The sequence below is a fragment of the Desulfofundulus thermosubterraneus DSM 16057 genome (assembly GCF_900142025.1).
GTDB classification, from domain to species: domain Bacteria; phylum Bacillota; class Desulfotomaculia; order Desulfotomaculales; family Desulfovirgulaceae; genus Desulfofundulus; species Desulfofundulus thermosubterraneus.
In genome coordinates this window covers 19,244-39,365 of the sequence record NZ_FQZM01000016.1, presented here as the reverse complement: position 1 = coordinate 39,365, position 20,122 = coordinate 19,244, and the positions used below count along the sequence as shown (strand labels likewise).

Below are 20,122 nucleotides of genomic sequence, written 5' to 3'. Positions count from 1 at the left end.
TTGCATGCGGGCCGCCCCTGTCTATGGTTTTGACGGAAAGTTTCGTAAACTAACCGACCTTGGTTTGCGGCCTTGCCGTAAGACCCGCCGCGGCCAGCTTGCGGCGCACGTAGGCCAGTTGCATTTGCAGGGGCAGCTCCATGGGGCAGTTGTCTTCGCAGGCCATGAGGCCGACGCAGCCAAAGGTGCCCTCTTCCGTGCCCACCACTTCGAAGTATTCCTGCGGGCTGCGTTCATCCCGGGGGTCGACCATAAACCGAGCCACCCGGTTTATGCCTGCCGCTCCGATGAAATCTTCCCGGATGTTGGCCGTGGCGCAGCCGGCAATGCAGCACCCGCATTCAATGCAGCGCTCCGCCTCGTAAATTTTCAGGGCCGTTTCGTTGTCCATGCGCTCTTCTCGGGCCTGGGGATCGAATTCTTTGGTTGTGTGGATCCAGGCCTCCGTCTTCAGGGACATGTGCCTGAACCAGGTGCCCGTGTCCACCGAGAGGTCCCCCACGAGCTTGAATACCGGCAGGGGGAAGAGAGTAATCCGGGACGGGAGGTCTTTGGTCAGGGTTTTGCAGGCCAGGCGGGGCTTCCCGTTCACCAGCATGGCGCAGGAGCCGCAGATGGCCGCCCGGCACACGAAGTCAAACATCAGGGAGGGGTCCTGTTCCTCCCGGATTTTATTTAAGGCCACAAACAGGGTCATGCCCGGCATTTCCTCGAGCTTGTACTCCTGCATGTAGGGCTTTATTTCCGGCGTGTTGGGGTTGTAGCGGAAGATGCTGAAAGTCAGCAGGCGATCAGCCATGATTCTCCTCCTTATCCTGTGCGTAGACTAAAATTCGCCTGGATAGCGGTCGCCCCTGGTCGCTCCGTGCTACGGGCCGGGCTCAAAAGCTTGCCTTGCTTGCCGTTTGCACCCACGTTCACTCCGGTTCGCCTCGCAGGCCAAACTAGCGCTCGGGCTTCAAGCTCCGGCGGGGTTCCCGGCCCATTCGGCTTCCTGCCTCAGGGGGCCGGTCGAGCGCATCCCGCGCTCGACCCCGCCTCCGCTTTCGCCCTCGCTAAGTTTGGTCTCTGCTCGCTCAAGTCGCTCACTTTGTGCAAACGGCAAGCATTTTTTGTTCTCTATGGTGTGGTTTCCGTCCTGGCGGTGTTTGCCGCCGACGATTCGCCGTAGCCCCGGTCTCCCGGCGGGAGTTCGGTGATTTTAACCGGTTCATATTTCAGGACCGGCAGTTCAGCTCCCGGCGGCCAGTAGGCCAGGGTGCGCTTGAGCCAGTTCACGTCGTCCCGGTAGGGGTAGTCTTCCCGGGCGTGGCTGCCCCGGCTTTCGGTGCGGTTCAGAGCACCGTAGGCTATGCACAGGGCTAGGCGGATCATACCGGGCAGCCTTAAGGCGGAGGCCAGTTCCGGGCTGGCGTATTTCCCGCTGGACCGCAGCCCGAGCTTTAAGGAGCGCCGGTAAAGCTCCTGGAGCTTGTCCACGGCCTTTTGCAAATCGGGACCGTTGCGGAAGATGCCCACGTATTCCATCAGGGTTTCTTCCATTTGCTTGCGGAGCTCGTAAACATTTTCGTTGCCCAGCCGGCCGGAGATGAGGTCGCTGATCCTGTTTTCCTGGCGTTTGACATGCTCATCCACCAGCTTGAGGGGGCAATCCAGGGCGGCTCCCAGGGTGTATTCGGCCACCTTCTTGCCCACCACCATGCCGGCCACAATGGTTTCGGCCAGGGAATTGCCCCCCAGGCGGTTGAAGCCGTGCAGGTCCCAGCAGGCGGATTCCCCCACGGCAAATAAACCTTTTAAGCCGTAGGCATGCCCGTCGATATTGGTTCTGACTCCCCCCATGCTGTAATGCTGGGTGGGACGTACGGGAATCAGGTCTTTGGCCGGGTCGATGCCGGCAAAGTTCTTGCATATGTTGGCAATTTCCCGCAGATTGGTATAAATATGTTTTCGTCCCAGGTGGCGGATATCCAGCCACAGGTGGGGGCCCCACTTGCTTTCCACGCCGTAACCTTTGCGGATATGCTGGATCATGCGCCTGGAGACCACATCCCGGGAAGCCAGTTCCTTTTTCTTTGGTTCGTAGTCGGGCATGAAGCGGTGCAGGTTTTTATCCAGCAAGTACCCGCCGTCGCCCCGGGCGCCTTCCGTGATGAGTATCCCCACCGGCACCATCCCCGTGGGGTGAAACTGGACCGCCTCCATGTTGCCCAGGGGCACCACGCCCGTTTCCAGGGCCAGGAACATGCCGCTACCTTCGTTGATTACGGCATTGGTGGAGACCCCGTACAGCCGGCCGTAGCCGCCCGTGGCAATGACCGTGGACCGGGCCAGATAGACGTGGAGCTGTCCAGTGCGCAGGCAGCGGGCTACCGCCCCGTAACAGTTCTCGCCGTCATGAATCAGGGCGATGGCCTCCATGCGGTCGTGGACGGTGATACCCATTTTGATGACGATACTGTCCATGGTGTACTGCAGGGTATGCCCCGTGCCGTCGGAGGTGTAGCAGGTGCGCCACTTGGCCGTACCCCCGAAATCCCGGGCGGTGATCAGACCCTCGTACTCCTTTAAATCCTCTATTTCCCGGCCGTCTGGGAGGGTCTTCTTACCGGCTACAACCCGGTTCCAGGGCACCCCCCAGTAGGCCATCTGCCGTACGGCTATGGGGGCGGTGTTGGCGAAGAGGCGGGCCACATCCTGATCACAGCCCCAGTCAGAGCCCTTCACCGTATCTTCAAAATGAATGTCCGGGTTGTCCCCGTAGCCCATGGCGCAGTTTCCCAAAGAAGCCTGCATGCCTCCCTGGGCCGCGGTGCTGTGGGAACGCCGGGGGGGAACCAGGCTTAAGATAATCACATCCAGCCCGTGGGCTGCCGCTTCAATGGCCGTGCGTTCTCCGGCTAGGCCGGCACCGATAACTAACACATCCGTGGTGTGGGTTTGGTAGACGCTCATTGTGCACCTCCTAGCCGCATGAAAGCCCACAGGGTGACCGCTCCCAGGGCCACGATGATTACCGTGATGGTTTTCAGTACCGCCCCGATGGTATGCCGGTTAATCCAGCCCCATTTCACGAACTGGCGGTATAGGCCGAAACCGGCGTGGTATTCACCCACCAGGAGCAGGACGATGTAAAACCAGAGGAAGGACTGTACCCGTTCGGCGCTGGTAACGGCCCGAATGGGCCAGCCGGACAGGACCATCCAGACGTGAATGCCGGCCAGAACCAGAATGGCCATACCGGTGATGGTTTGGAAGACCCATATCCATGTGTCGGTGTGGCCCAGCATTTTGCTGTGGCGCAGGATAATACGCTGCTCGTGCCATTTGTTGGGGATTCGCCGCCCGGCCACCACCATGTGCACCATGGCCACGATGATAATAAAAGGAATGCCGATGTAGGACAGGAAATATTCGTCCAGGAGGATGGACAAACGGTCAAAGGTCCTGCCGCCGAGCAATATGGTGGCTACGAATATCATGTGGGTCCACAGAAACCCCACCAGTAAAAGACCGCTGACCAGCTCGGCCAGATCCACCAGCAGATCGGCCCGGGGGTTGCGAGTGAGCAGCTTTTCTTGCGTGGTCATGGGATTCTCCTTTCTTTGGCAATTTGGCATCACTTGTCTTTTTGCCGCGGCGACAAAATATTCCCGCAATTTTTGTGCCAAATTTTCAGCCCGTCGTCTACTGTGGCTAAAGAAGGTTTATGAGACCAAGACGTGAAAAAACTTGACCTTTCAGGTATAATTATTCCTTATAAAATTTATAAGCAGTGATAGGTTCTAAAAATTATAATTTTAATCTTTGGAAAATCCATTCTTTTTGATAGCGTATTCCTAAACAATTTCCCTAACAATAAAGGGCCATTGAGTAAGAAAATGGCATGTCTTTCGGGTTTATGCGCAGTATGAGGGATAAATCTTTAGCAAATAATAAGCGCACACAGCTTAGACATGCTGCAGGGAAAGAGGTGAAACAGGTGGTTCGCACCCTTTATGTGGGTAATTTGCCCTGGGCTACCAGGGCTGAGGATTTAGAAGAGGCTTTCTCCCGTTATGGAGAAATCATCAGCGCCCGGGTGATTACCGACCGCCAGACCGGGCGGTCGAGGGGATTTGGTTTTGTTGAGGTGGCCGATAAAGACGCCGATGCCATCATTGCCGCCTTGAACGGAACCGAATTCAACGGTCGGGTAATTACGGTCAATGAAGCCAGGCCCAGGGAAGAACGAGCTTGAAAAAGTAAAAACCTCCAGATCCTCCGGACCGGGAGGTTTTCTTTTTACCGGCAGGAACTTTCCCCTCGAGGGCGAATATAATGTACCTAAAAACTGTTAAGGAGGCATGCCTTTTGACCATTGATCCGCAGGCGCTGGTTAAAGTTGTCGTTGAGGCGGCGGAAGATAAAAAAGCCTATGATATCACCGTACTGGATATCAGCAGGATATCCATCATCGCCGATTACTTTGTGATCTTGAGCGGTCGCTCAACCACCCAGGTCCAGGCCATCGCTGAGGAGATTATCAAGGTAGTGAATGAAAAGGCCGGGCTCGTTCCCCGGCAGGAAGGAATGCGGGAGGGACACTGGGTGCTGCTGGACTACGGCGACGTGGTGGTTCACGTCTTCCAGGAGTCTGAACGGCAATTTTATAACCTGGAGCGTCTGTGGGGAGATGCCCGGGTGGTGGGTATGCCCGTGAATTTGTAAGCCTCCTCCGGGACAAGCCCGGAGGTTTTGGACGCTGATTACTTCAAAATTTTTTGCGACCAGGCTGTTGACAAACTGGCGGGTATGTCGTACAATTGTAGGTGTCTGTTAATAAGGGCAAATGACTGTGATGGGGAGCAGTAAGCAGCAGCGGTATCCGCAGAGAGCCGCCGGCGGGTGCGAGGCGGTGAACCGGGTTGCTGAACTCGCCCCGGAGTTGCTCGGGGGAAAGGTGAAGTACTCCGGGCCGGTGTGTGGCCGTTAAAGCACATCGAGAGGGTAAGTATGGGGCTGTGGCGCAGAGGGAGCGCGCTTCCTTGGCATGGAAGAGGCCGCGGGTTCGATTCCCGCCAGCTCCACCATTTACCAATTAGGGTGGTACCGCGGGATAAGCCTCCCGTCCCTAGAGGGGCGGGGGGTTTTCATTTTATGCACTCCCCGGAAAGCCGGGCGTGGAGGCACATTTGGTATATTCTTTTATCTTCATTAAGTTAACATTTTAAAGTTTTAATATTCTGCAGGAGGTCGGTGGGATGGACCGGTTTGACCAGATTACTATTGGGGATTTGCTCGATAGGACAGCTGCCCTGTATCCCGATAACGAGGCCCTTGTTTATGCGGACCGTGAGGTGCGCTATACCTACCGGCAGTTTCGGGATCTATGCAACCGGGCGGCCAGGGGATTGATGGCCCTGGGCATAAAACGGGGCGAGCACATTGCCCTGTGGGCCACCAACGTACCCCAGTGGGTCGTCCTCCAGTTTGCCTCGGCCAAAATCGGCGCCGTGCTGGTCACGGTAAACACCAATTATAAAGTGCGTGAACTGGAGTACCTGTTGCGGCAGTCCGATGCCACCACCCTCTTACTCATCAACGGAACAAAGGAATCCAATTACATAGAAATGCTCCACGAGCTTTGCCCGGAATTGAACCACTGCCTGCCCGGGCGGCTGAATGCGAAAAAATTCCCCCTGTTGCGCAATGTGGTTTTTATCGGCGACGAGGAGCACCCGGGGATGTACACCTGGGAGCAGGTGCTGGGGATGGCTGAGGCCATTTCCGAACAGGAACTGGCAGCCCGCCAGGCCTCCCTTGACCCCGATGACGTGATAAACATGCAGTATACCTCCGGGACCACCGGTTTCCCCAAGGGAGTTATGCTTACCCACAGAAATTTAGTCATGAATGCCAAAAGTATAGCCGAGTGCCTGAATTTCAGCTCCCGGGACCGCTTGTGCATCCCGGTGCCTTTCTTCCACTGCTTTGGCTGTGTGCTGGGGACTTTGACCTGTGTGGTTTCGGGAGCCACCATGGTGCCCCTGGAGTCCTTCAATCCGGTGCGGGTTCTGGAAACAGTGGAGAAGGAAAGGTGCACCGCCCTGCACGGCGTACCCACCATGTTCATCACCGAGCTGGAGGTGCTGGAAAAGCAACCTTTCGACACATCTTCCCTGCGCACCGGCATCATGGCCGGGGCTCCCTGCCCCATGGAAGTGATGAAAGCGGTGGTAGACCGCATGGGGATGAAGGAAATAGTCATTACATACGGCCAGACTGAAGCCTCCCCGGGAATTACCATGACCAGGACCGACGACCCCCTGGAGATCAGGGTATCCACCGTGGGCCGGGCCTTGCCGGGCGTGGAGGTGAAGGTGGTGGACCCGGCCACCGGGGAAGAAGTACCCCGGGGGTACCAGGGCGAGATTTGCGCTCGGGGATACAACGTTATGAAGGGTTACTATAAAATGCCGGAGGCTACGGCCAGCACCATCGATCGGGAAGGCTGGCTGCACACCGGCGACCTGGGGATTATGGATGAACAGGGCTACGTCCGTATTACGGGACGGATCAAGGATATGATCATCCGGGGCGGTGAGAACATCTACCCCCGGGAGATTGAGGAATTCCTGCATACCCACCCCAAGATCAAGGATGTGCAGGTGGTGGGGGTGCCCAGCAGCAAGTACGGCGAAGAGGTAATGGCCTTCATACAATTGAAAGAAGGCTGTACAGCCACGGCTGAGGAAATCAGGGAGTTTTGTAACGGCAAGATTGCCCGGTATAAAATACCGCAGTATATCCAGTTTGTATCGAGCTACCCCACCACGGCCAACGGCAAGGTGCAAAAGTTCAAGCTGCGGGAGCAGGCCATCCGTGAGTTGAATTTGTTCCAGGCAGCCCGGGTAGAAACAGCCTGAAGTTGCCTGTTGCCCCCGGGGTGGTGAAGACATTTGCTTGTCCACCACCCCGTTTTCTCTTTTCCCCGGGGTGCCGATTCTTGTCTTAAGCGCAACATTTATGATAAAATGACACTTATGATGAAATGCCGTCGAAACAAGGGACAGCAGTTTACGGTATACGGCAAGGGGGATGCTTTGGTGAACGAACGCTACGACTTCAAGGAAATTGAAGCGAAGTGGCAGGCCCGCTGGGCCGCAGAAAATTTATATAAGACCCCGGATTTCTCAGACCGCCCGAAATACTATTGCTTGGAGATGTTTCCCTACCCTTCCGGCAAGCTCCACATGGGCCACGTAAGGAACTACTCCATTGGCGATGTGGTGGCCCGCTTTAAAACCATGCAGGGTTACCACGTCCTGCACCCCATGGGGTGGGACGCCTTCGGCCTGCCGGCGGAAAACGCAGCCATCAAGCACGGCAACGTCCATCCGGCCGACTGGACCATGGATAACATCAGGACCATGCGTGCCCAGCTCAAGCAACTGGGCATCAGCTACGACTGGGACCGGGAAGTGGCCACCTGCCATCCCGGCTACTACAAGTGGACCCAGTGGTTGTTCCTGCAGCTTTATCATAAAGGGCTGGCCTATAAGAAAAAGGCGGCGGTTAACTGGTGCCCCTCCTGCGCCACGGTGCTGGCCAACGAGCAGGTCAAGGAGGGTGCCTGCGAGCGCTGCAAGACTCCCGTGGAAAAGCGGGAACTGGAACAGTGGTTCTTTAAAATTACCGCCTACGCCGAGCGCCTGCTCAAGGATCTGGAGCTGCTGAAGGGCTGGCCGGAGAAGGTTAAAATTATGCAGGAAAACTGGATCGGCCGCAGCGAGGGGGCGGAAATCCGCTTTAAAGTGGCCGATATGGATGAGGAGATTGTGGTCTTTACCACCCGCCCCGACACGGTGTTCGGGGTGACCTATATGGTGCTGGCTCCGGAACATCCCCTGGTGGAGAAGCTCGTTGAAGGCAAGCCCCAGTCCGAAGCGGTGCGGGACTTCGTGCGGCGGGTGCGCAATTTAAACGAAATTGCCCGCACCGCCACCGACGTGGAAAAGGAAGGGCTGTTTACCGGAGCTTACTGCATCAACCCCTTGAACGGTGAACGGGTGCCCATACTGGTGGCCAATTACGTCCTTTTGGAGTATGGTACCGGGGCAGTGATGGGCGTGCCGGCCCATGACCAGCGGGACTTTGAATTTGCCCGCAAGTACAACTTGCCCATCCGGGTGGTCATCCAGCCGCCCGGGGAGGAACTGGATCCACAGACCATGACGGAAGCTTATGCCGGCGACGGGGTGATGGTAAACTCCGGCCAGTTCAACGGCCTGTCCAAAGACGAGGGGATCCGGGCGGTAATCGCCTACCTGGAGGAAAAGGGTCTGGGCCGGGGCCAGGTGAACTACCGCCTGCGGGACTGGCTGATTTCCCGGCAGCGTTACTGGGGCGCCCCCATTCCGATTATATATTGCGATAAGTGCGGCATCGTCCCTGTGCCGGAGGAGGACCTGCCGGTGCTCTTGCCCCGGGACGTGGAGTTTAAACCCACCGGACAATCACCCCTGGCCGACTGCCCGGAGTTCGTCAACACCACCTGCCCCCGGTGCGGCGGGCTGGCCCGGCGGGAAACCGATACCATGGACACCTTCATGTGTTCCTCCTGGTACTACTACCGCTACACCAGTCCCAGGGAAGACAAGCATCCCTGGGACCGGGCCAGGGTGGATTACTGGCTGCCCGTGGACCAGTACATTGGCGGCGTGGAACACGCCATTTTGCACCTGCTGTATTCCCGCTTCTTCACCAAGGTGCTCTACGACCTGGGGCTGGTGGGCATCCAGGAACCCTTTACCAACCTGTTAACCCAGGGCATGGTGTTGAAAGACGGCGCCAAGATGTCCAAGTCCAGGGGGAACGTGGTCAGCCCGGAGGAGATTGTGGCCAAATACGGGGCCGATACCGCCCGGCTTTTCATCCTCTTTGCCGCACCCCCCGAGCGGGATCTGGAATGGAGCGACCAGGGGGTTGAGGGCTGCTACCGGTTCCTCAACCGGGTCTGGCGCCTGGTTGCCTCCGTAGCCGGCGGGCTGCTGGAAGCACCGCCAAAACCGGCAGGTAAGCTGGTGGGGGTCAACCGGCAAATGCACCGCCTGATCCACCTGACCATTAAAAAGGTGACCGAGGATATCGGTAATCGGTTTAACTTCAACACCGCCGTTAGCGCCATCATGGAGCTGGTGAACGCCCTATACCAGTACAAAGAGGTGCCGGAAACCGACCGGGACCCGGCGGTTTTGCGGGAGGGGATCGAGCACCTGCTGATTCTGCTGGCTCCCTTTGCACCCCATATAACCGAGGAGCTGTGGGAGGCCACCGGCCACCGGGAGAGCATCCACAAGCAGCCCTGGCCTGCCTACGACCCCGAGGCCATTGTGGAAGACGAGATTACCATTGTGGTGCAGATCAACGGCCGGGTGCGGGAGCGGGTGCTGGTGCCGGCCGGCATCACCCCGGCTCAAATGCAGGAAGTAGTGCTGGCCCAGCCCCGGGTGCAGAAACTGGTGGAGGGCAAGCAAATAGTGAAGGTCATCCCCGTGCCGGGGAAACTGGTGAACATCGTGGTGAAGTGACAAGAAGGGCCGCAGGCATTTCGCCGGCGGCCCTTCTTCGGATCTTCGCCCGGCGCTCTCCCTGCCCTGTTACAACCTCCTGAATTCCTTCAGAAGCACCGGGCGATTGGCGTTTGTTTTCGAATCTGGCCTATGTATAGCTTGAAATCTACAGGGTAAATATTGGTACCGGTTCCCTAGCCGGCAACCGGTTGCCGGTAAACTTCAGATTTGATACCATACCGTTCTGGAGGCAGTCTTCACCGCACTTGAAGACGGCCCGGGAGTCAACCATCTTAGCTACATGTTCCCTCTTGAGCTGGGAAAACTTCATATGTTCCACCTCACTTTCACACAAAGGAGTGGCAGGGGGGATTTGCTTTGCTGGTTAAACAGGTGATGCTGGAAAATCCCCAGACTCTTTATCCATGGCAGACCCTGGCGGACGCCTGTGAGGTCTACCGGCGGCAGGGGGTGAACTGCGCCCCGGTTCTTGACAGTGACGGCAGGGTTGTTGGCATCCTTACCGTTTTTCAGGTTCTCCAGGCCCTGCAGCGGGGGGCTTCTTTTGATACTTCTGTGGGGCAGGTAATGGAGCGGGACATTATGACCATAGACGAGGACATGCATTTTAACGAGGTAAGCAACCTGCCCATAGACCGCCTGGTCATTCTCAACCGGCAGGGCCGGCTGGCCGGGGTGCTGACCCGCATAGACCTGATCAACAAAGTGCACAACGCCCTGGAGGCCACCGAGTATAAACTGGCGGTGATTCTCCAGTCGGTCCACAACGGCATCATTGCCGTGGATGCCCGGGGCGATGTTTGTCACTTCAACGCCGCTGCAGAAAAATTGACCGGCATCCCGGCCGTCAAGGTGCTGGGACGGCCTGCAGGACCTCTTTTGAAGCAACTGGGGCTTGGCCAGGTGAACCCCGGGGTAGACGCCTTCCTGGGGCGTTTTAAGGTGGGGGACAGGGTGCTGATCATCCGCCAGAGCCCCATTCAAAAGGACGAAGAGCAGGTGCAGGGTTTTGCGCTGGTGTTGCAGGATATCTCGGAGCTGGAGGATATATCCAGCCAGCTGGATTCGGTACGCAATTTGAACAAGGAGCTGGTCGGGGTTATCCAGTCCTGTTACGACGGCATTGTGGTAATCGACCGGCAGGGGAATATAGAGCGGGTTAACGCCAGCTACGGCCGGATCACCGGCATGGATTCACTGGGAGAGATCCAGGGGAAAAACGTGACCGAGCTAGCTTCGGGGCAGCATAAACACCTTCTACAAATCTACAATGAGATTATGTCCGGCAAGTCCCTGGTTAACATGGCGGTGCATACGGAGGATGGAGAGGAGCTCATTTTCTCCGGCAGTGCGGTGGTCGGGGAAGGGGGACAGGTGGGCCGGATTGTGGTTAACCTGCGGGATATAACCGAGCTCAATCGGTTTAAGGAAGAGGCTGCCCGGGCTTCGGCGGAGCTGAAGGAATTGCGGGCCAGGCGGCTGGCCGATGGGGAAATTATCGCCGAAAGTCCCCTGATGCGCCGGGCAGTGGAACAGGCCTTGCGGGTGGCTACCGTGGACTCTACGGTGCTTATCACCGGCCCTTCGGGGGTGGGCAAGGAGAGGCTTGCCAAGCTCATTCACCGCCACAGTTCCAGGGCGGACAAACCCTTCATCGAAATCAACTGCGGAGCCATTCCGGAATCCCTTCTGGAGTCCGAGCTGTTCGGCTACGAAAAGGGGGCCTTCACCGGAGCCCAGCGGGAGGGAAAACTGGGCCTTTTGGAGATTGCCAACGGGGGCACGGTGTTCCTGGACGAAATTGGGGACATGCCCTTAAACCTGCAGGTGAAGTTGCTGCGGGTGCTTCAAGAACAGGTCATCTACCGGGTGGGGGGACGCAGGCCCATCAAGCTGGACATTCGCATAATCGCCGCCACCAATAAGGATTTAAAACGCCTCATTGCCGAGAAAAAGTTTCGGGAGGACCTGTACTACCGGCTGAATGTGGTGCCCATCAGCATCCCGCCCCTGAAAGAACGCCGGGAAGATATTCTGCCCCTGGTCACCCATTTTCTTAACCGCTTTAATGCCAGGCACGGCACCAAAAAGCGCCTGGGCATGGAGACTTGCCGCCTGCTGGAGGGCTATTCCTGGCCGGGCAACGTCAGGGAGCTGATCAACCTCGTTGAGCGCCTGGTGATCATGTGCGAGGAGGAGGTTATTGAGCCTCACCACCTGCCCGGCGAATTCATGGAAGCCCTGGGTAGGGAGGGGTGGCGGCCCCAGATTTCGGAAATTGTGCCCCTGCAAGAAGCCAGGGAGGCCACGGAAAAAGAATTAATCAGGATGGCCCTGGAAAAATACCACAGCCTGCGCCGGGCCGGACAGGTTTTGGGAATTTCCCACTCCACCCTTCTGCGCAAGGCCCGCCAGTATGGCCTGGTGGTATAGAACTGCACCGGTACGGTGCAAAATTGAACCATACTATGCTCCCGGCATTTTCCGGATGAGCACAAGTTACTTGGAGTACAGGTCCCTGGGCTGTTTTTTGCCGCCGTAATCAACAGGGCCTTTTTCTTTGGCCCTTCGCACGGAGTTTGCGTACAAAAAGTGCCGTGAAGGGATTTGAAAGTTTACCATACTACAAGCAAAACGAGGTGAGGGATATGCATTACAAGATTGTGGTGATCGGTGGAGGTCCCGGAGGTTATGTGGCGGCCATCCGGGCGGCCCAGCTGGGTGCCCGGGTGGCGCTGGTGGAAAAGGAGGAACTGGGGGGAACCTGCCTGAACCGGGGCTGCATTCCCACCAAGGTGCTGGCTGCGGCTGCCGAGGTCCTGGCCGGCATAAGGAAGGCCGGCGAGTTTGGCATCTCCACCGGGACGGTGGAGGTGGACATGGCCGCCCTGATAGAGCGCAAGCGCCAGGTTGTCAAGCGGCTTGCTTCTGGAATCCAGTTTCTGCTGCAAAAGAACAAGGTGGAGCTGGTACGCGGGACGGCCATGCTGACATCGCCGCGTACAGTTAAAGTAAGCCTGCCCGGCGGGACTGAACAGGAGCTGGAGGCAGAGAACATTGTCCTGGCTACCGGCTCCAGCCCGGCGCTCATCAAGAGCCTGGGGTATGACGGCCGGCAGGTGATTACCTCGGACGAGGCTTTAAACCTGACGTCGGTTCCGGGTAGGTTGCTCATTATCGGCGGAGGTGTGGTGGGATGCGAATTTGCTTCCATATTTGCCGCGCTGGGCAGCACGGTTACCGTGGTGGAGATGATGCCCACCATCCTGCCCACCGTGGACAAGGAAGTATCCCGGTACGTTCAGGGGATTTTCAAACGGCAGGGTATTACCATCAAGACCAGGGCCGCCATCAAGGCCGTTCGGAAGGATGCCGGTGGCGTGGTGGCCGAGCTGGAAAGTGGTGAGGAAATTGCTGCCGACCTGGTCCTCATCTCCGTGGGCCGTGTTTTAAATACCGGCGGATTGGGGTTGGCGGAAGTGGGCGTAACCCTGGGTGAACGGGGTGAGGTGCTGGTAAATGAGCGCATGGAAACCTCGGTTCCGGGCATCTACGCCGCAGGAGACATTACCGGTAAGATCCAGCTGGCCCATGTGGCTTCGGCCCAGGGGCTGGTGGCCGTGCACAACATTTTGGGTCATAACAGGGAAATGAACTACCGGGTAGTACCGGCCTGCATTTTTACCCGCCCCGAGGTGGGGGTCGTGGGTCTAACCGCCGAAGAGGCCCGGGCCCAGGGCTATGAGGTAAAAACGGCCAAGTTCCCCATGATGGCCTGCGGGAAGGCACAGGCCATGGGGGAAACCGAGGGCTTTGTCAAGGTGGTGGCCGATGCCCAAACCGACCGCATTCTTGGAGTACACATAGTGGGACCCCACGCCTCTGACCTGGTGGCCGAAGCAGCCCTGGCTCTGGAGATGGATATGACGGCCGCCCGGCTGGCGCAGGTGATCCACGCCCATCCCACCCTGGCGGAGGCGGTTCTGGAGGCGGCAGAAGGTATCCACGGGTTGGCCATTCACGCCTGAGCTGTGTTTGCAGAAAAGTACGCTGTATGTGGTGGGGTACGGATTTGTACCGGCATGGTGCAAAAGCGAACCGGCCTGCCCTGAACGGACAGGCCGGTGGTGGTGCATAAATGAACCAGTATTGATGAGGCCGGGAGATTGCATCTGACCTTTGTCGCCTGGATGACACGGCTGGCTTTATATGATGGTGGCATGGCATGCTTTTTGCTGCCATAAGTAAAAGTAATAGCGCCGGCGCAAGGATATCCGCAACAAATCATGAAAGGAACGGGGGTAAAGTATGAACTCTTATGGCTACTGGATCCTGGGGCTGGCCGTGCTTTACACGGCGGTGCTTATAGTCCTGGGCAATATTGTCCGCCGCAGGGCCTCCTCCGCCGAGGGGTTCTGGGTGGGCGGCCGGTCTTTCAGGCCCTGGATGGTATTTGCGTGCATTACCGGCCTCTTTTCGGGTTCTACCTTCATTGCCGTTATGGAGCTGGCTTACCTTAAAGGAATATCCGCCGCGTGGTATGGTGTAGCGGAAATGGTGCATGTGCTCATTATCGCAATTGTGCTTCTGGGGATCTTCCGCCGGAAGTTGATGGTTACCATTTTCGGCCTGATTGGCGACCACTTCGGGCGGGTTGCCCTGGGGGTGGCGGGTCTGATTACCGCCTTCACCTTCCCTATGTGGTCGGTGGCCACCGCCCTCTCCTTTGCCTCGGCGGTTTCCGCCTTCACCAACCTGCCCATTACGGTGTCCGTGATCATCAGCGCCCTGTTGCTGCTGATTTACCTTCAGGCCGGGGGTATGTGGTCGGTGGTCATGACCCAAACCGCCAACACCATTATGTTCGCCCTCATGTTTATCGTGGGGGCCATCGCCTTCTTCATCAAGCCGGGGATCGGCGGTTTGGCCCAGCTGGCGGTGAGCAGACCCGAGATGTTTGACCCCACCGGAGTGGGTCTGCAGGTGATTATTGCCTGGTTCGCCACCTTCCTCATCAACGTGCTGCTGGCCCAGGCCGCCTTACAGATGGCCCTGTCCTGCCGCACGGTGGAAGAAGGACGCAGGGGGTTACTCATGGCTTTTGGTGCCAACATCTTCTTCATTTTCTTCGGCGTTCTTTTCGGCCTGGCTGCCGCGGCGGTGACTCCCGGCGGCGCCAGGGGAATGATCCAGGTGCCCCTGTACCTGGCGCAGGTGCTTCCCGCCCCCCTGGTGGGAGTGTTTTTCCTGGGCGTTTGGGCCTGCGCTCTGGGTTGGGGGGCACCCTGCCAGTTTTCCGGTTCCACCAGCCTGGGCAGGGACTTCATGGGTGCGGTAAACCTCCGGTTTACCGACGAGCAAAAGGTTCGCTATACAAAGATTTCCCTGGTGTTTTTAACCGGCGTGATGATCCTGCTCAGCTTCCTGCGCAGCGACCAGGCCGCCTGGTGGAATGTGCTGGCCTGGACCCTGCGCAACGGGGCCACCTTTGCCCCGGTAGTGGCGGCCCTGTTCTGGCCCCTGGCCACCCGGCGGGCGGCGGTTACCGCCATGCTCTGCGGTTTCCTGTCCGGCCTGGCCTGGTATTACCTGGGTGGCTGGCACCCCAGCAAATTCTACCTGAATATCCACCCGGTATTCGTGGGCATGTCGGCCAACATCCTGGGTATGGTTCTGGTAACCCTGGTGGAGCAGGCCGGAAAATGGCGCATAGGCGGTCCCAATCTGACAGCTGTGCGCCGGTCCCTGGCCCTGTTTTCCGGTACCGCTACCGTAGCGGTCCTGCTTCTGATCCTGACCAACTTCGGCTGGCTGTATAAGATGGGGTTGTTTGGCCTGTCCTTCTTCCTGGTGGTCGTTGGTCTCTACGTCCTGATCCTGTCCGTGGTGGTGCCTAGGGAGGAAATGGTGGCCAGGATGGAGACGGATCCCGCCACGGCGTAATTCCTTGACCTTGAAGTAATATACCAACATTTTTAGGAAGGAGACATGGAATATGCCGGAAGTGACCGTGAAATGGGAAGGAAACATGAAGTTCGTTGGTATGGACGAAGCCGGGCGGCAGGTGGCCATGGATGCCAGCCAGATTTACGGCGGCATGAATCAGGGTGTAAGGCCCATGGAATTATTGCTGATGGCCCTGGGCGGCTGTTCCGGAATTGAACTGGCCCACATTTTGAAGAAAATGCGGGTGCAGTTTGACAGCCTGATCATAGAAGTGGAAGGGGAGCGGGCGGAAGATCACCCTAAAGTTTTCAAAACCATCCGCATGGTTTACAAGTTCACCGGACCCGACCTGCCGCCGGAAAAGGTGTCCCACGCCCTGAAGCTTACCGATGAAAAATACTGCTCCGTGTCCAATATGGTGGCAAGGGCGGCTGCCATATCCTATGCCTTCGAGTTAAACGGCACCAGGTATGAATATCCCGCCCGGGAAGTACAAGAAGTACAAAAGGGGGCCTGACATGTATCCGCAGGAATTAAAGTACCACCGGGAGCACGCCTGGGTAAGGGTGGAAGGTGAAAAAGCACGCATTGGCGTGACGCACTACGCCCAGGAACAGCTGGGGGACATTTTGTTCGCCGATCTGCCGCAAAAGGGCGACGAGATTGTTGCCGGGGAGTCTTTCGGCCGGCTGGAATCGGTAAAATCGGTTTCCGATGTCATTGCCCCGGTGAGCGGTACAGTGCTGGAGGTTAACGAGCGCGTGGTGGATCGCCCGGACCTGGTCAACCAGGACCCTTATGGCGAGGGATGGTTGATCCTGGTCCAGATGTCCAGCAGTGCGGAGATTGAACAGTTGCTGGACGCGGCAGAATATGCAAGAATAGTACAGGAGGATTAGAAGGAAAGCCGGGGTGATGTTCGTGACCGGGGGCGGCGGTCTTCCCCTGGAGCGTTTGCTGGAAGAGGCCTGGCAGGTGCGCCGCCGGAACTTTGCCCACCGGGTGGAGTTCGTGCGGCCCACCGCCACCCGGCCGGTGAGTGTTACCGGCACCGCCTGTGCCCTGAATTGCGCCCATTGCGGGGGCCACTTTTTACAGGGGATGCTGCCCCTCCCCCGGCTCATGGAGCGCTGGCAAAATGGCGAAGAGCTGCCCTGGAGCAGTTTGCTCATTTCGGGCGGCTGCGACCCTGAAGGGGTGGTACCCGTGGCCTGCCACCTGGACCAGCTGCGGGAACTGGCGGCCCGCTTTAAACTGAACCTGCACCCGGGCCTGGTGAACGGGGAAACGGCCCGGCTCATCGGCCAGGTGGCCAGCGCGGTTTCTTTCGATTTAATCCTGGACGAGGATACCATTGCAGAGGTACTGGGGCTCTCCTGCGGCCCCAGGGACTACCTGCGGGTCTACCGCCACCTCAGGCGTTATAACCGGGTTTTTCCCCACCTGGTGGTGGGGCTAAGGGGCGGCCGGCTCTCCGGGGAGTACCGGGTGCTGGAAGCGCTGGGTGAACTGGGGGCGGAGGCCCTGGTGGTGATTGTGTTTTTCCCGGTGCCCGGCACCGCCTACGGTGAATGTCGCCCTCTCGCCCTGGAGGAGGTGGCACGCCTTCTGGCTACCGCCCGGATCATGCTCCCCCGGATGCCCATATACCTGGGATGCATGCGCCCGGCGGGGAGCTACCGGGCCCGGCTGGATGCCCTGGCGGTGAAGGCGGGGGTGAACCGGCTGGTGCTGCCCGCCCCGCCGGCCCGGGAACTGGCCCGGGAACTGGGCCTGGAGGTGGCCTGGCGCCGGGAATGCTGCGTTTTGTGATCTACGGGGCCGGCCGGCCCCTCCTTGCTTTGGGGTGATGAAGTTTGCACTGGTATGTTTCCGAAGGAACGGCGGCGGTGCTGGGCCTTCTCCCCGTGCGGCTGGACGCGGCACCCACCACCGCCTATCTGATGACCGGGGAACATTGCGCCCGGGACTGCGCCTTCTGTGCCCAGGCCCGCTCCAGCCGGGGGCGGGCCCACCGCCTTTCCCGGGTGATCTGGCCCCCCTTTCCCGCCGGGGAGGTCCTGCCCCGCCTGGGTGATGCCTGCCGCGCCGGGCGGATACGCCGGGCCTGCTTTCAGGTGGTGCACTCGGGGGATTACCTCCAGCGGGTCCGGCAGGTCATTGCAGAAGTGCGCCGGGAGGTGGACATCCCCCTGTGCGTTTCCATCGGCCTGCGTACGGTGGAGCAGGTACGGGAGCTGCTGGAAGCGGGGGTGGATGTGGTGGGCCTGCCCCTGGACGCGGTTACCCCGCAGCTCTACCGGGACGTAAAGGGAGGCAGTTGGGAGCGGCACCTTCGTTTGTTGCAGGAAGCGGCGGCACAGTTTCCGGGCCGGGTGGGAACCCACTTAATCATCGGCCTGGGCGAGAGCGAGGAGGAGGCCATACGGTTAATCGGAGAACTGGCGGCCTGCGGGATAGGGGTGGCCCTCTTTGCCTTTACCCCGCTGCCCGGCACCAGGCTGGAGCACCACCGGCCTCCCGACCTGAGGACCTACCGGCGGGTCCAGGCGGCCCATTACCTTTTGAAGCGGGGCCTGATGCAGCCGGACGGGATGAAATTTAAGGACGGCAGGCTCGTGGACTGGGGCATCTCCCGGGAGGAACTGGTCCTATACCTGGCGGACGGTGAAGCCTTCCGCACCACCGGCTGCCCGGACTGCAACCGGCCCTACTACAACGAGCGGCCCGGGAAGACCCCCTACAACTACCCCCGTCCCCTCAACCCCCGGGAAGCCGCTGAAGCGGTGGGGCTTGTGGTGGAAGGCTAGCAGATTGGCCGGGAAATTTAGCTAAAAAGGACTTTTATAGTACGGATTAATCAAAGAATTTCGGCTTTCTGGAAGAACATGCCATAGCACTTGTATCGAGAACCCGTAGCGGCTTAAACTGTTACGGGTTTTTTTGGTGCCCTTTAATGGTAAAAAGTACCAGGTTGTGCAAATTGATGGGGTATTTTTCATTTTTCTGGCAGGACTATACGGGCATATGTCGAATAACAGGTGATAAATTCTGGTAACATGCACCAGAGATGACAGGCATATATGGTAGAAGATTACCATCTAAATTAGTAGTCCGCAGCTCTAGCTGTACCGGCCGTTTCGGAGTAGGGTGAAAGATAGAACCCTGCATTCAACACCGAGGTTAAGTTAATACTCAGAAAACTGAGTGTTACGATGGGTGTTGGGTGCTGGGGGCGGGTCCCCGGAATTCTGTGAATACCCGTAACGGCCGGGAATCGGATTTTTAGAGCGGGAAGGTGATTATATGAGCCCTCCCTCCGGTCCTCCGGGTAAGAGCAACCGCCGTGCCGGTATATTGATCGCCACCCTGGGTGTGGAACCCCAGGTGGTGACCATCACGCTGGACCATTTGTTATCCGGTGGTGAAGCAATCAGTGAGGTAGTGGTAATCTACACGGAAACCCCCAGGGTGCAGGAAGCCTTGAGAATCATTGAGGGGGAGTTTCAAGGGGCGGTCTACCCGGGTATTCAACTGCGGACCGTTCCCGTTACTTCTACGGATGGACCAGTGGGGGATTTCTGTACCGATAAGGACCTGCGGGCTCTTCTGCGCACCCTGTATGTGGAAATTCGCCGTGCCCGCCAGGCGGGAGACATTGTGCATCTTTGTATATCGGGCGGTCGCAAGGTCATGGGGATACTGGGCATGGTGGTTGCCCAGCTCCTTTTCGGGCCGGAGGATCGTGTCTGGCACCTGATTACCGAAGGATGGCAGCCTGGTGCCGGCCGCCGGCTGCACCTTCCTCCCGGGGAAAAGGTCTGGCTGGTACCTGTGCCCGTCCTGCGCTGGAGTGAAGCCGGGGTACTGATGCAGACCGTAGCCGAGATGAATGACCCCGCCGAAGTGGTGGCCTGGCATGAAAAGATCAGCCGTGCTACCCGGATAAAACGACAGCGGGAGTTCATTGAACGCTGGTTGACCCGCGCCGAAAGAGAGGTGGTCCGCCTGGCCTGCCGGGGGCTGGATAACGCTGCCATTGCTGCTGCCCTTTTCAAGCAGGAGCAGACGGTGGCCAACCAGCTCCGGGGGGTTTACGAGAAACTGCGGGACTGGCTGGGTTATCCTGCCGGCAATGTGGATCGCAGTAAACTGATCGCCGAGTTTGCTCCATACTTTGCTCTGGTGGAGGAAGTGAAACAAGGTGAGGATTATTAATTTTTCTCGTCCTTTGACAGAACAGAACTTGCGGGAAATTGAAACCCTGGCCGGGTGTGCAGTTTCAGAGGTAATCGAAGTGCCCAGCCAGATCGATCTGCAAAGCCCCCTGGAACCCCAGATCGCCTCCCGGCTGGATGATTTGGGCCTTAGTTCCCGGGAATGGCAAACCGAACCATTATTAATCAACCTGCCATCTTTGAACTACAGTGCCGCTGTGGTCCTGGCTCTGGTACACGGTCGCATGGGCCACTTTCCGCCCGTTTTGCGCCTGGTGCCGGAGACCGGGAGTGTGGTAACCCGTTTTAAAGTGATGGAAATTTTAAACCTCCAGGCCATCCGCGAGCGGGCCCGGGGGAAGCGGTGAAAAGCGATGTTGTGGT

General features: G+C 58.3%; 17 protein-coding genes and 1 tRNA gene. 14 read left to right on the top strand and 4 right to left on the bottom strand.

Annotation, left to right across the window (positions count from 1 at the left end; all coding sequences use genetic code 11):
- Positions 1-49: 49 nt before the first annotated feature.
- The 3 genes from BUA65_RS07215 to BUA65_RS07205 form a co-directional block, all read right to left on the bottom strand.
- Complete coding sequence (locus BUA65_RS07215; RefSeq protein WP_072868451.1) at positions 50-799, bottom strand: fumarate reductase iron-sulfur subunit; 750 nt, start codon at positions 797-799, stop codon at positions 50-52.
- A gap of 320 nt (positions 800-1,119) precedes the next feature.
- Positions 1,120-2,955, bottom strand: coding sequence for a fumarate reductase flavoprotein subunit (locus tag BUA65_RS07210; protein WP_072868449.1), 1,836 nt, complete (start codon positions 2,953-2,955; stop codon positions 1,120-1,122).
- Positions 2,952-3,590 (bottom strand): succinate dehydrogenase/fumarate reductase transmembrane subunit, encoded by a 639-nt coding sequence (locus tag BUA65_RS07205; RefSeq protein ID WP_072868447.1) that lies wholly within the window; start codon positions 3,588-3,590, stop codon positions 2,952-2,954. The genes BUA65_RS07210 and BUA65_RS07205 overlap by 4 nt, the downstream gene beginning before the upstream one ends.
- Positions 3,591-3,982: 392 nt before the next feature.
- Here BUA65_RS07205 and rbp point away from each other — a divergent pair, with 392 nt between their 5' ends.
- The 5 genes from rbp (at position 3,983) to leuS (ending at position 9,572) form a co-directional block, all read left to right on the top strand.
- Positions 3,983-4,240, top strand: coding sequence for an RNA-binding regulator (gene rbp, locus BUA65_RS07200; protein ID WP_013821576.1), 258 nt, complete (start codon positions 3,983-3,985; stop codon positions 4,238-4,240).
- Positions 4,241-4,353: 113 nt separating this feature from the next.
- Complete coding sequence (gene rsfS / locus BUA65_RS07195; protein ID WP_072868445.1) at positions 4,354-4,710, top strand: ribosome silencing factor; 357 nt, start codon at positions 4,354-4,356, stop codon at positions 4,708-4,710.
- A gap of 287 nt (positions 4,711-4,997) precedes the next feature.
- A tRNA-Ala gene (locus BUA65_RS07190) sits at positions 4,998-5,072 on the top strand.
- Positions 5,073-5,243: 171 nt separating this feature from the next.
- The gene (locus tag BUA65_RS07185; protein WP_072868443.1) at positions 5,244-6,908 is read left to right on the top strand and encodes an AMP-binding protein; all 1,665 of its coding nucleotides are present in this window, start codon (positions 5,244-5,246) and stop codon (positions 6,906-6,908) included.
- A 180-nt stretch (positions 6,909-7,088) separates the two neighbouring features.
- Entirely contained in the window at positions 7,089-9,572 is a 2,484-nt protein-coding gene (gene leuS / locus BUA65_RS07180; protein ID WP_072868513.1) for a leucine--tRNA ligase, read from the top strand.
- Between the two features lie 148 nt (positions 9,573-9,720).
- Here the strand turns inward: leuS and BUA65_RS18225 are convergent, their stop codons facing one another.
- Positions 9,721-9,885, bottom strand: coding sequence for a hypothetical protein (locus BUA65_RS18225; protein ID WP_165613211.1), 165 nt, complete (start codon positions 9,883-9,885; stop codon positions 9,721-9,723).
- 47 nt (positions 9,886-9,932) lie between these two features.
- Here BUA65_RS18225 and BUA65_RS07175 point away from each other — a divergent pair, with 47 nt between their 5' ends.
- The 9 genes from BUA65_RS07175 (at position 9,933) to csx15 (ending at position 20,106) form a co-directional block, all read left to right on the top strand.
- Positions 9,933-12,008, top strand: coding sequence for a sigma-54-dependent Fis family transcriptional regulator (locus tag BUA65_RS07175; RefSeq protein ID WP_072868442.1), 2,076 nt, complete (start codon positions 9,933-9,935; stop codon positions 12,006-12,008).
- 215 nt (positions 12,009-12,223) lie between these two features.
- On the top strand, positions 12,224-13,603 hold the full coding sequence (gene lpdA, locus BUA65_RS07170; RefSeq protein WP_072868440.1) for a dihydrolipoyl dehydrogenase: 1,380 nt from the start codon (positions 12,224-12,226) through the stop codon (positions 13,601-13,603).
- 280 nt (positions 13,604-13,883) lie between these two features.
- Complete coding sequence (locus BUA65_RS07165) at positions 13,884-15,518, top strand: sodium:solute symporter family protein (RefSeq protein ID WP_072868438.1); 1,635 nt, start codon at positions 13,884-13,886, stop codon at positions 15,516-15,518.
- A 52-nt stretch (positions 15,519-15,570) separates the two neighbouring features.
- Positions 15,571-16,038, top strand: a complete 468-nt coding sequence (locus BUA65_RS07160; protein WP_072868436.1) for an OsmC family protein — start codon at positions 15,571-15,573, stop codon at positions 16,036-16,038.
- Between the two features lies 1 nt (position 16,039).
- Positions 16,040-16,420, top strand: coding sequence for a glycine cleavage system protein GcvH (gcvH, locus tag BUA65_RS07155; RefSeq protein WP_072868434.1), 381 nt, complete (start codon positions 16,040-16,042; stop codon positions 16,418-16,420).
- A gap of 16 nt (positions 16,421-16,436) precedes the next feature.
- Positions 16,437-17,333: a LipS1 family lipoyl synthase gene (lipS1, locus tag BUA65_RS07150; RefSeq protein WP_072868432.1), complete on the top strand. Its 897-nt coding sequence runs from the start codon at positions 16,437-16,439 to the stop codon at positions 17,331-17,333.
- Between the two features lie 44 nt (positions 17,334-17,377).
- On the top strand, positions 17,378-18,331 hold the full coding sequence (lipS2, locus tag BUA65_RS07145; protein WP_072868430.1) for a LipS2 family lipoyl synthase: 954 nt from the start codon (positions 17,378-17,380) through the stop codon (positions 18,329-18,331).
- Positions 18,332-18,827: 496 nt separating this feature from the next.
- A complete protein-coding gene (locus BUA65_RS07140; protein ID WP_072868428.1) occupies positions 18,828-19,739 on the top strand; it encodes a CRISPR-associated protein Csx14 in 912 nt (303 codons plus the stop codon).
- Positions 19,726-20,106 (top strand): CRISPR-associated protein Csx15, encoded by a 381-nt coding sequence (gene csx15 / locus BUA65_RS07135; RefSeq protein ID WP_072868427.1) that lies wholly within the window; start codon positions 19,726-19,728, stop codon positions 20,104-20,106. Before BUA65_RS07140 ends, csx15 begins: the two co-directional genes overlap by 14 nt.
- Positions 20,107-20,122: the final 16 nt, after the last annotated feature.

Bases quoted from the DNA above. Each gene is read 5' to 3' on its own strand.
- BUA65_RS07215 (WP_072868451.1), bottom strand. From the start codon at position 799: ATGGCTGATCGCCTGCTGACTTTCAGCATCTTCCGCTACAACCCCAAC.
- BUA65_RS07210 (WP_072868449.1), bottom strand. From the start codon at position 2,955: ATGAGCGTCTACCAAACCCACACCACGGATGTGTTAGTTATCGGTGCC.
- BUA65_RS07205 (WP_072868447.1), bottom strand. From the start codon at position 3,590: ATGACCACGCAAGAAAAGCTGCTCACTCGCAACCCCCGGGCCGATCTG.
- BUA65_RS07185 (WP_072868443.1), top strand. From the start codon at position 5,244: ATGGACCGGTTTGACCAGATTACTATTGGGGATTTGCTCGATAGGACA.
- BUA65_RS18225 (WP_165613211.1), bottom strand. From the start codon at position 9,885: ATGAAGTTTTCCCAGCTCAAGAGGGAACATGTAGCTAAGATGGTTGAC.
- lpdA (WP_072868440.1), top strand. From the start codon at position 12,224: ATGCATTACAAGATTGTGGTGATCGGTGGAGGTCCCGGAGGTTATGTG.
- BUA65_RS07165 (WP_072868438.1), top strand. From the start codon at position 13,884: ATGAACTCTTATGGCTACTGGATCCTGGGGCTGGCCGTGCTTTACACG.
- BUA65_RS07160 (WP_072868436.1), top strand. From the start codon at position 15,571: ATGCCGGAAGTGACCGTGAAATGGGAAGGAAACATGAAGTTCGTTGGT.
- gcvH (WP_072868434.1), top strand. From the start codon at position 16,040: ATGTATCCGCAGGAATTAAAGTACCACCGGGAGCACGCCTGGGTAAGG.
- lipS1 (WP_072868432.1), top strand. From the start codon at position 16,437: ATGTTCGTGACCGGGGGCGGCGGTCTTCCCCTGGAGCGTTTGCTGGAA.
- BUA65_RS07140 (WP_072868428.1), top strand. From the start codon at position 18,828: ATGAGCCCTCCCTCCGGTCCTCCGGGTAAGAGCAACCGCCGTGCCGGT.